A 10,467-nucleotide genomic window follows, 5' to 3' on the forward strand; every position below is an offset into this window, starting at 1 on the left:
CGGTGGGATTGCAAGCGATTCCATGATACGCTAGGGAACAGAAAAACCTGTCCAGAAAGAAGGAATTCCTATGCACATTCTTGTCATTGACGATGAGTCAAGCATCCGACATCTCGTCAAACTCCAACTCGAGCTCGATGGTCAAACGGTCGAGACGGCTGCCGATGGAGTAACGGCAATCGCGTTACAGGCGACGCAGACCTTTGATTTGGTTGTCCTCGATTTGATGCTACCGGATACGACCGGCTTCGATTTAATTCCTCGGCTTCGGGAAAAGACGCCTGACTTACCGATCTTGATGCTGACGGCACGTGATCAAATGAACGATAAGATCATCGGTCTGCAGCTCGGAGCGGATGACTACATGACAAAACCGTTCAATGGAACGGAACTCGTCTTACGCGTCAAAAATTTATTGAAACGCGCGAAGACGGTCACACCACCCGTGCCTGTTGTGACCGATCCATTCTTATCGGTTAATCCGGAAGAACGAGTCATCCGTCTTGACGGACAACCGTTGCCGCTGACATACCGGGAGTATGCGTTGCTCGCACTCTTCCTAACACATCCGAAACGGGTCTTCGAGCGTGACGAATTGCTCGAACAGGTCTGGGGCTTTGACTACTCTGGTCAGACCCGTGCCGTCGACATCATGGTCCAGCGCTTACGCAAGAAGCTCGGCGCGCAAGGCGAACGGATCAAGACGATTTACGGTGTCGGCTACAAGTGGGTCGACGCATGAAGCTACGCCAAGTCATCACGGAAAACTTCGTCCTTCTCCTCGTTCCGGCACTACTCGTTCTGTTTTTGATTCTTTATGCCTTCATCCAATCGAATCTCTATGAGAACGCCGTCGAGTCGGTCCAAAAACTGAGTCGGGAGGCAGAACTCTATACGACGAATTACCTCGCAAGCGAAGAGACGGATTCGCTCGCCGATACGGCGGTGCCGATCGCGTCCTACTTAGCAGACCGGTTCGACGCACGCGTTCAATTATTCGGACCAAACGCGGAACTGCTCGCCGATTCAGAGCGCGATCAATTGCCACTTCTCGCGGGAGACATTGATCAAGCCTTAAAAGGAAAATCGAGTTATCTGTTCCTCAAGGAGACTGATGTTCCGGTGCTGTTCTTCTCAAGCCCGCTGTACGGCAAGACCGATATCATCGGGTCCGTCCGTTTTCTCGTCGATCTCCGGACGGAAGCTGAACTGCTGCGGCAATTCACCTATGTCTTCACCGGTGTATTTCTGATGTTGATTGTGATCGCCGTCTGGACAGCGCGGCGGATGGCGAAGACATTAATCGGACCGATCGACGATCTACGGAGTGTCTCGCATGCCTTGACGAAAGGGCACTATGCGAACGCACTTCCAGCTTATCCGTATGAGGAACTGAACCGACTTGCAGCAGACTTCTCGACACTTGCTGACGCAATTCAGCACAATATCGGACAGCTCGAGCAACAACGAAATGACCAACAAACGTTCATCGATCACATCACGCATGAACTTCGGACACCGATGACGGCGATTATGGGCTATGTCGAATTGATCCCGAAACTGCCACCGGACGAAGCGGCACACTGCTATCACTACATCGAAGTCGAGAGTCAGCGCTTGCTGCGACTCGTCTCACACAATCTTGAGCAGGCGAAACAGCAACGTAATGAACGCCACGCAACTTCGACGATGTTCGCACTTGATGCCCTGCTTACCGATGCCTTATTCATCATGCAACTGCGACTTGACGGACAAGGGGTTCAAGTCGAACAAGATGTTCCGTCCATTTACGTGCTCGGACAACCTGATCAGACGAAACAGATCTTGTTGAACTTACTTGAGAATGCCGTCAAGTATAGTGACGCGATGACGGTGACGTTTGCAGTAGTCAGTACGGACACGACATTGCAACTCATCATGACAGATGACGGGATTGGCATCGATCCAGCCGTGCTTGCCGAATGGGAGAACGAGCAACATAGTTTGACGACGGCGAGTGGGAATGGACTCGGTCTGCCGCTCTGCCGGCGTTTGATGCAGGAACAGGGTGGCGAGTTCGCGCTTGAAAGTGATGCGAGTGGTACACGTATCATACTCACCTTCCGATTAGCCAATCAAACGTGATGTAATCGCTTACAAATGATACATTTACGAAACATTTCGACCGGATTTACGAAACAATTGCCCCGTAATCTAAGACTTAAGCAAGGAGAGGAATCATGAAAGCATCGACCATCGCGTATCTCTTCCTGATGGGTATCTTGTTTGCCCTCGGTCTTCTTTTGCTTCAGCAGACGGTCTTCGGACGCTTACATGTCCTTGATGGACCAAAACGACTGAATGCTTCCGATGACTCGCTTCCGACTGAATTGACATTACGTCACCGGTCATGGGGCGAGCAGACGGTAGAAGACGGAACGGAAGTCCAGCGCATCACGACTCTTTTGAAGCAAATGAAGACGGTGGCAAACGGGACCTGTTCGGCAGGTACTGCAACATTTAACGGCACGCTTCGTTTCTTAAACGGAACGACATGGACGTTCTCACTCGGAGAAAGCATGACGTTAAACGGACAATGTGTCGCAAAACGTCCGAATACACAGACGACGACATTAAACGCGCGGTTCTTGAATGCGTACCACGAACCGGAACAACTTGCGCGTCAGTTCGCCGAGGCAGAAGTCGTGACGTGGTATGAAGCGGGGCGCTCGCGTACGTTGACTGCACGCGAGCGAGAAGACGTCAAGCATCGCCTGACGCAGGCAGAGCCGATGACGGACTATGAAGAAGTTGGTCAGGCGCTTGATGCGAGTCAGGGACAGCCGCGCATTCTCAAGCTCCAGCGGTTCAAGGATGAGCAGAACACGCGTGCGAATCTGATGAACGTCACAGTGTACGAAACATTGTTCAGCGTCCAGTACATGGATGATGACAATGGGAACACCTTCTATTTAAAAGGTCAACTCCTGCCAACAGGGAAGGAGGCGGGACGATGAGAAAAGGAATGCTCTTCTTGCTGAGTATCATTTGTCTCATGAGCATTTGGATCGTCCGCAACAATGAACAGACGAAGCAGGGTACAGCTGCGCGGGAAACAGTCCCGCATTTGACGGCGTATGTCTCCGCGAAAGAGGATATCGGCCGTGCCTTGCTATCGTCATATTGTGAACAAGCGGGGTGTACGTATGAGTTCGTGCGTCTCTCGACGGAAGAACTCGTCCGGCGTGTGACGAAGGAAGCGGATCATCCGCGCGCTGATGTCATCATCGGGGGAACGTGGGACGCCCACCAGACGCTCAAGCAACGGGGATTATCGACGCCGTTTCCAAGCGACATGGATCAAGCGGAGCTGCAAGATCCGGGTCGTTACTGGATCGGCTATGAAGTCGAACGCTTAGCGATCGTCATCAATACGGACGTCTGGAACGAGCGGTTCGGGGCAGCACCATATCCGAAGACACTCGCCGACTTGACGGCGAAGCGGTACCAGGACGAGTTGATTTTGCCGGATCCGAACCATTCTGGTACCGGCGCGACGATTCTGCAAGCGGTCTTTGACGGATACGGAACGAAGGCGGAAGATGTCTTACGTCAATTGATCGAGCGAACGCGACTATTCACGGCAAACGGATTTGCACCGACGTCGTATGTCGCCAGTGGGGAAGCGATGCTTGGGGTCAATTTCATCGGCGATCAACAATCGCTACGTGAAAAGTATTATCCGGTTAAAAGCATCCCGCTTGATACGTACTCGATCAACGCGATTTCGAAGTTAAAGGGACGGACGCAACAGAAGCAGGCGAATGCCTTCATGCGTTTCGTACTGTCGACTGACGGTCAAGCCATCCTGCGGAAAGTTTCGTACGGAACGCCGACCTATGCGATCGCGAAGACACAACCGATCCAGCAAAATATCGGGCAGGACATCGTCGCCGATTACCGGGACTATCTCCGTCGATTCAATCAGCTCCAGGACAAATGATGCGAAGACTCTGATTCAGGATAGGGGAAATGGAAGATGGGCTTCTTCAGCATCAAAAAATTGCCGAATGCGGGCATACCAATCGAAGTACAACGCAAACAATGGTTACAACAATTCTTAAAGGCCTTTTTAGTCGTCTTCTTCTCATATATGGCGATGTACCTCATCCGGAACAACTTCAAGGCAGCACAACCACTCTTGAAGGAAGAACTCGGCTTTACAACAACAGAACTTGGATATATTGGTTTTGCCTTCTCGATTACGTACGGGATCGGGAAAACGTTACTCGGGTACTTCGTTGACGGGAAAAATACGAAACGTGTCATCTCGTTCTTATTGATTTTATCTTCTCTAATTGTCACTGCGATGGGACTGTTGATGAGTGCCGGCGGAAGTCCGGTTGGTCTCTTGATGGTCCTTTGGGGACTCAGTGGTTTCTTCCAATCGGTCGGTGGACCATCGTCGTATTCGACGATCGCCCGCTGGACGCCGTTTGAAAAACGTGGACGCTACCTTGGGTTCTGGAACGTCTCGCACAACATTGGTGGAGCGATTGCCGGGGGTCTTGCGCTTTGGGGAGCGAACGTCTTCTTCAACGGAAGTGTCGTCGGGATGTTCATCTTCCCGGCAGTGATTGCGCTTGTCATCGGGATCGTCGGTCTGTTCATCGGGAAGGATGATCCGGAGGAACTCGGGTGGAACCGGAGTGAGGAAATTTTCGAGGAACCAATCGAACCGGAAAACATCGCTGCTGAAAGCATGACGAAGTGGCAAATCTTCAAGACGTACGTCATCTCAAACCCATGGATTTGGACGCTCTGTATCGCAAACGTCTTCGTCTACATCGTCCGGATCGGGATCGATAACTGGGCACCACTCTATGTCACAGAACACTTGCATTTCAGCACGGAGAGCGCCGTTAATACGATCTTCTTCTTTGAAATCGGTGCATTATGCGGCAGTATGATTTGGGGGTATGTGTCCGACTTACTCAAAGGGCGCCGCGCGCTCGTCGCAGCAATCTGTCTTTTGCTGACAGGAGTCGCGGTCCTCGGTTATCGTTACGGTACGAGTGAAGTCATGATCTATGCGTCCCTGTTCGCACTCGGTGCGCTCATCTATGGACCACAGCTCTTGATCGGCGTCTCGGTCATCAGCTTTGCACCGAAACAAGCAACGACGGTCACGAACGGGATGGTCGGTACGTTCGGTTACTTGTTCGGTGATTCGATCGCAAAAGTCGGTCTCGCAAAAATTGCTGACCCGGAAACGAACGGTCTAACGATCGGTTCGGTTACGTTGCACGGCTGGAGTGATACGTTCGTCATCTTCAATGCCGCGTTACTGTTCGGGTTGATTGCCTTAGCAATTGTTGCGGTCGTCGAAGAGAAAAAGATTCGTCGCCTTGGACTGCTGGAACGCCAAGCGGACAAACTAAGCTCATGAATATGGACAGTCCCTCTCTAATGAAAGAGAGGGGCTGTTTTGTATATTCCTAATCCGAAAACAATATGCAAAAGGTATGTTTTCAATCTGATTAGGGAATGAAAAAAAGAAGCAGAGTAATCGCGCGAACGTGTCCATTTCATGAAAGAAGTGAGCACTGAACAAAAAAACGGCTGTACAGTGTTCCGTTTTAGGTTTTCTCATCACAAAGAGCGGTAATAAGGAGAGGACGAAGACGTGTAAATCAGAAAAAGGAAGTGTGAATCATGCTATATACGATTACTTCAACATTGCCGATTCAACATGGTGGACGTACGAAGTCGCTCCTTAGTCGAATCGCATTGATCGAACAGCATCTAGATTACGCGACGACCATCATAACGACCAACTACGATGGGTCGTATGATGAGGTGATACGGACGTTTCGCGACAAAAATAGGATAAGTGAGACGACACAAGTGGAGAATTTGTATGACTGGCTTTCCCAAAAACGATTATTCGGTCCAAAAGAAAGGGTTGAAAGCGTAAGAGAACTGGAGGGACTACGTGCCGTCCATGTCGATGTCAATACGGTCCGTTATTATGATGGAGATACGTATGTCTTGTACCGAAAATATCAAGAGAAAAGTGATTGTCTAGCATTCGAAGATTTCATGAGTCCAGTCTCGAAGAAAAAAGTCGAACGCTGGCAATACAATCATAGCGGTCGTTTGCATCGTAAGATTCGTTACTCACCAAATACGCATAAAAAAATCCACGAACAATTTTACGATCGGTACGGTCAAATCTATTGTGAGAAGCACTTCGAAGAGCAAAAACGAAACAAGCTGATTTCGATTCAAATCTATCGACAAGGACGACCCGCGTATACATTTCAGACGGAGACAGATCTGTTCCTTCATTACTTCAATCAGCGTTTCTCAGATGGCGACATCGTCTTTAATGATGCACGATTACTAGACCGAGCGCTGCTCAACAGTACACCTCAAACGAAGAATGTACTCGTTTTCCATAATTCTCATCTGGATGCGAATCCGCAACAGATAAAAAAGTCGTACCGCACCGCGCTTGAAAGAGCAGATCGTGTCGCAAAATATCTTGTTTTAACGAATCATCAAAAAGACGAGATCCAAGCACGTTTTTCGATACCGGATGATCAGTTTGCAGTCATTCCACATTCAATCGTACCAGTTGAAATCGATCGAACGCATGTACAGGATCAGTTTTGTTTCATCGGACGCTTCGGAAAACAAAAGCAACTCGAGCACTTACTCCGCAGTTATGCCATCTTCAAACGATCGGGTCACCCGACGAAACTTGCGCTTTACGGAGCGGATGAGGATGGACAACTGGCTTTGATGAAACAGATGATGTACTTGCTCAACATTGAAGAAGATGTTCTGATTCATGACTTTACGTCGACACCAGACCAAGTCTTTGCTTCTTCCCGCGCGTCGTTATTGACGAGTCGATTTGAAGGATTCGGTCTGACCGTCATGGAAAGCATTAATGTTGGCTGTCCAGTCATTGCTTATGACGTTCGATATGGACCACGTGAAATCATCGAAGATGGTCAAAATGGATACCTCGTACCTGAGGGGGATGTTACGGGATTCGCAGAAAAAATGGTCGATATCGTCGAACGACCGCTCACACACGTACAAACGAAACCTACGTTATATCAGACGAAGGGCATTGAAAATTACCGCAACCTGCTGAACTGGCTGCATACTGAATGATCGAAGGAGCGAATACAATGAAAAAACCAATTAAAAAAGCCATTATTCCAGCTGCGGGGCTCGGCACACGCTTTTTACCGGCGACGAAAGCCATGCCGAAAGAGATGTTACCGATTCTTGATAAACCGACGATCCAATACATCGTCGAAGAAGCCGCTGCTGCAGGAATCGAAGATATTATCATCGTGACCGGAAAACACAAGCGTGCGATCGAGGATCATTTCGATCATCAATATGAACTAGAAGCTGCACTTCAGGCGTCGGGAAAAACAGATTTACTCGAGAAAGTGTGTGCCTCGACGAATCTTGCGAACATTTTTTATGTCCGCCAAAAAGAACAAAAAGGACTTGGTCATGCGATTTGGACAGCTCGTCAATTCATCGGGGACGAACCATTTGCCGTCTTACTCGGCGATGATATCGTCGAGTCGGAGACACCCGCGATTCGTCAATTAATGGATGCCTACGACGAGACCGGTCAGTCCGTCATCGGTGTCCAAGAAGTCGAACCAAAAGAAACACACCGTTACGGAATCATCGATCCGATCGATAAAGATGGACGACTCTATCCGGTTCGCCGATTCGTCGAGAAACCCGAGCCCGGGACGGCGCCTTCGAATCTTGCGATCATGGGCCGATACGTCTTGACGGCGGATATCTTTGATTACTTGGAAAACCAGTCGGAAGGGGCTGGGGGCGAAATCCAATTGACCGATGCGATCGAACGGTTGAATGCGGATCAAGCAGTCTATGCGTTTGATTTTGAGGGGAGCCGTCATGATGTCGGTGAGAAACTCGGTTTCGTCAAGACGACGATTGAATATGCAATGAAGGATCCTGAAATGCATGAAGAATTAAAAGAATTTCTGAAACGATTCCAGTGAATCAGACGTGTACATCCAAGTGGGTGTACACGTTTTTTGATGGTTACAAAAGTATGAGATGGTCTCCATAGCTGAATTTTTTAGAGGAGAATCTAAAAAAAGACCCCTTAAAGGTCTTTTCACAACAGATGACTAGCAATCCGAACGATGTTTCGTCCTGATTTTTTGGCTTGATAGAGGGCTTTATCGGATAGTTCCATCGAATGCTGGACAGGGATGTCGCGCTTTCCGGAAGACAGTCCGATCGACGTCGTAACATGAATCGAAGAGCCATCTAATAAACGGAACGTATGCCGTTCGACTTCTTGGCGAATTCGTTCTGCGATGGTAGTTGCTTGTTCTGGCGTCAAATCCGTTAAGAGTACGATGAACTCTTCTCCACCCATACGGGCGACTAAATCTTCCGGACGGGTATTGCGCTCAAGGATTTTCGCAAATTGTTCCAAGACCGCATCGCCATTCGAATGACCGTACTGATCATTCACTTGTTTGAATTGATCCAAATCGAGAATGATCAAGTGATAGGTCGAAGATTGACCGGCTAGTGTCTTAGCGCGTAATTCCCATGCCCGTCGATTAGCAAGACCGGTCAACGCGTCATACTCCGCTAAATGTTGATAGACTTCAAGCTGCTTCCGGTGACGTTGTTGGAGTGGTAATAGATAAAGGAATATGCCGTACATCAAAAGCGTAAGGCTTCCATGAAAAACGACGAGTGGTAGCGTTTGATCCGGTAGCAAAAACAGTAGTGTACTTCCGATGAAAAGATGAAGCACACCAAAGCGTAAAGCAAGATGCGTCTTTTGTCGTAAAAGTAATGAGAGGATCACGATCCCTGCTGACGCAAGAAGTACAGCATCGATGTTCGCGTTGATCCATGTATGGATAAGCGTGATGAGCGTTAGGCTAAGAAACGGTCCTTTTTCTCGATGATATGCTAATAGAACAAAAGGAATGACCTGCCAAAACAAAGACTGTGATGAAAGTAAAACATCAATCGTCAACATGTAAGTCCCAAACCAGAGGATGAGGATTACGGTACCTACACGTTCACTATTTCTACTACGAATTAGTTGATATGTGGCTAAAAGGAGATACGTCAGTGCAAAAATCATGCACCCTTGAATCATCCAATCTTGAATCATATATAAGACATCCAATCTATACAAATAGTTTTCTAAAATATATAATTAAAAACGGTTAGTGTCAAATACTGTATATAAGTATTTGACATAATGGATTTTTATGGAGACAAAAAGGACCATTTTCCTCAGATTTTAGAGGGAAATGGTCCTTCATCTTCGAAGTATAGCATATGCCAGATACTTGACAAGTGATGGGAGTCACTGTCATTTTATAAGGTGGTATATGAAAGTGTTTAGAATTTATTGTAATTCAAATCGACGTTTGATTTCATGTGAAGGAATCCATTTTTTTGAGCGAGTGTCGCACTTTTTGCTCCTTGTACAGAAGAAATCGTCAATGTTTTAATGTCTTGAGATTGACTCAATTTTTGGAGGTCCGTCATCCGATCTTTTGACCACTGATCGTTGGCGACCGTTGAATAATTGAAGTTCTCCCACATGATGCCATCGATATAAGGATACGTATGGTATTTCAACGTTCCGAATCCCCAGTTCTGGATCAGCGAAAGCGACGCATGTTTAGTTTTAAGTGATTTTAAGAAGTTCGTCATTCCTACCCGTTGTTGTTCGAGAATGACGGGTTGGTCGGCATGTTCGTTATCGATGTTGCCTACTGTATCGAGGAAAACGCCATCTAGTCCTTTTTGGACGATTTGTTTCTCGACTTCTTTCATTAAAACAGCTTGGTAGTGTTTCGATGTGATGTCCGTTAAGTACGAATCCCATTCAGCGTAATGAATCCGCTGACCATCGCGGTGGAAAAAGTCTGACTCGACGAGTTGCCCCATCAAATCCGTATTCCAGTTATCTGCTTCCATCGTATTGATGTAGCCGTATACTTTTGTACCGTTTTGTTGAATCTGTTTGATTTGTGCAGCGGAATAGAAGACAGGTTCGATGATCATGACATCGTACTGTTGCATCTTTTTGATTTTCGCTGCTGACGGTGCGTCGTAGTAAACTTTGTACGACTTCGCATTGTCTAATGGATTAGATTTTTCTGCTTTTGCGTCTAGTGACGACATGAAGAACACTCCTAATAAAAGAATGCACAAAATAGACGTCATGCGCTTGAGTGAGATAATACCCATGTTGATAGCCTCCTGATTAATTATCAGAGAGCGGCTGCGGCATTGCAGACTGGCGATCGGTATCCGGAGATCGACGACCCATGTCTTTGCGCCCTTACTTTTCAGTAAGTTTGCCCTTCTCGATATGAAATTGTAGTGTTCCAACGATACATTTCTTCCATCTTCATACCGATAAAAAAC

General features: G+C 47.7%; 9 protein-coding genes and 1 riboswitch. Of the genes, 7 read left to right on the plus strand and 2 right to left on the minus strand.

Annotated features, from left to right (window positions below; all coding sequences use genetic code 11):
- Positions 1-70 precede the first annotated feature (70 nt).
- From ACV3PA_RS04810 to galU, 7 genes are all read left to right on the plus strand, one after another.
- The gene (locus ACV3PA_RS04810) at positions 71-742 is read left to right on the plus strand and encodes a response regulator transcription factor (protein ID WP_456125744.1); all 672 of its coding nucleotides are present in this window, start codon (positions 71-73) and stop codon (positions 740-742) included.
- A complete protein-coding gene (locus tag ACV3PA_RS04815) occupies positions 739-2,124 on the plus strand; it encodes a sensor histidine kinase (protein WP_456125745.1) in 1,386 nt (461 codons plus the stop codon). Before ACV3PA_RS04810 ends, ACV3PA_RS04815 begins: the two co-directional genes overlap by 4 nt.
- A gap of 95 nt (positions 2,125-2,219) precedes the next feature.
- A complete protein-coding gene (locus ACV3PA_RS04820) occupies positions 2,220-2,996 on the plus strand; it encodes a DUF3919 family protein (RefSeq protein ID WP_456125746.1) in 777 nt (258 codons plus the stop codon).
- Positions 2,993-3,982 (plus strand): ABC transporter substrate-binding protein, encoded by a 990-nt coding sequence (locus ACV3PA_RS04825; protein WP_456125747.1) that lies wholly within the window; start codon positions 2,993-2,995, stop codon positions 3,980-3,982. Before ACV3PA_RS04820 ends, ACV3PA_RS04825 begins: the two co-directional genes overlap by 4 nt.
- Before the next feature lie 36 nt (positions 3,983-4,018).
- Entirely contained in the window at positions 4,019-5,428 is a 1,410-nt protein-coding gene (gene uhpT, locus ACV3PA_RS04830) for a hexose-6-phosphate:phosphate antiporter (RefSeq protein WP_456125748.1), read from the plus strand.
- A gap of 266 nt (positions 5,429-5,694) precedes the next feature.
- A complete protein-coding gene (locus ACV3PA_RS04835; RefSeq protein WP_456125749.1) occupies positions 5,695-7,167 on the plus strand; it encodes a glycosyltransferase in 1,473 nt (490 codons plus the stop codon).
- Between the two features lie 17 nt (positions 7,168-7,184).
- Positions 7,185-8,051, plus strand: a complete 867-nt coding sequence (galU, locus tag ACV3PA_RS04840) for a UTP--glucose-1-phosphate uridylyltransferase GalU (RefSeq protein ID WP_456125750.1) — start codon at positions 7,185-7,187, stop codon at positions 8,049-8,051.
- 119 nt (positions 8,052-8,170) lie between these two features.
- Here the strand turns inward: galU and ACV3PA_RS04845 are convergent, their stop codons facing one another.
- Both ACV3PA_RS04845 and ACV3PA_RS04850 read right to left on the minus strand, forming a co-directional pair.
- Positions 8,171-9,196 carry a GGDEF domain-containing protein gene (locus ACV3PA_RS04845; protein ID WP_456125751.1) on the minus strand — a complete coding sequence of 342 codons (1,026 nt, stop codon included), beginning with the start codon at positions 9,194-9,196 and terminating at the stop codon, positions 8,171-8,173.
- 233 nt (positions 9,197-9,429) lie between these two features.
- Positions 9,430-10,221, minus strand: coding sequence for a glycoside hydrolase family 191 protein (locus ACV3PA_RS04850; RefSeq protein ID WP_456125752.1), 792 nt, complete (start codon positions 10,219-10,221; stop codon positions 9,430-9,432).
- A 106-nt stretch (positions 10,222-10,327) separates the two neighbouring features.
- Positions 10,328-10,412, minus strand: a riboswitch (cyclic di-GMP riboswitch).
- Between the last annotated feature and the right edge of the window lie 55 nt (positions 10,413-10,467).

Source organism: Exiguobacterium sp. EA-TM-5 (assembly GCF_053878415.1).

Coding starts and splice junctions, on each gene's coding strand:
- ACV3PA_RS04815 (WP_456125745.1), top strand. CDS start 739: ATGAAGCTACGCCAAGTCATCACGGAAAACTTCGTCCTTCTCCTCGTT.
- ACV3PA_RS04850 (WP_456125752.1), bottom strand. CDS start 10,221: ATGTCGTCACTAGACGCAAAAGCAGAAAAATCTAATCCATTAGACAAT.
- uhpT (WP_456125748.1), top strand. CDS start 4,019: ATGGGCTTCTTCAGCATCAAAAAATTGCCGAATGCGGGCATACCAATC.
- ACV3PA_RS04845 (WP_456125751.1), bottom strand. CDS start 9,196: ATGATTCAAGATTGGATGATTCAAGGGTGCATGATTTTTGCACTGACG.
- ACV3PA_RS04825 (WP_456125747.1), top strand. CDS start 2,993: ATGAGAAAAGGAATGCTCTTCTTGCTGAGTATCATTTGTCTCATGAGC.
- ACV3PA_RS04820 (WP_456125746.1), top strand. CDS start 2,220: ATGAAAGCATCGACCATCGCGTATCTCTTCCTGATGGGTATCTTGTTT.
- ACV3PA_RS04835 (WP_456125749.1), top strand. CDS start 5,695: ATGCTATATACGATTACTTCAACATTGCCGATTCAACATGGTGGACGT.
- ACV3PA_RS04810 (WP_456125744.1), top strand. CDS start 71: ATGCACATTCTTGTCATTGACGATGAGTCAAGCATCCGACATCTCGTC.
- galU (WP_456125750.1), top strand. CDS start 7,185: ATGAAAAAACCAATTAAAAAAGCCATTATTCCAGCTGCGGGGCTCGGC.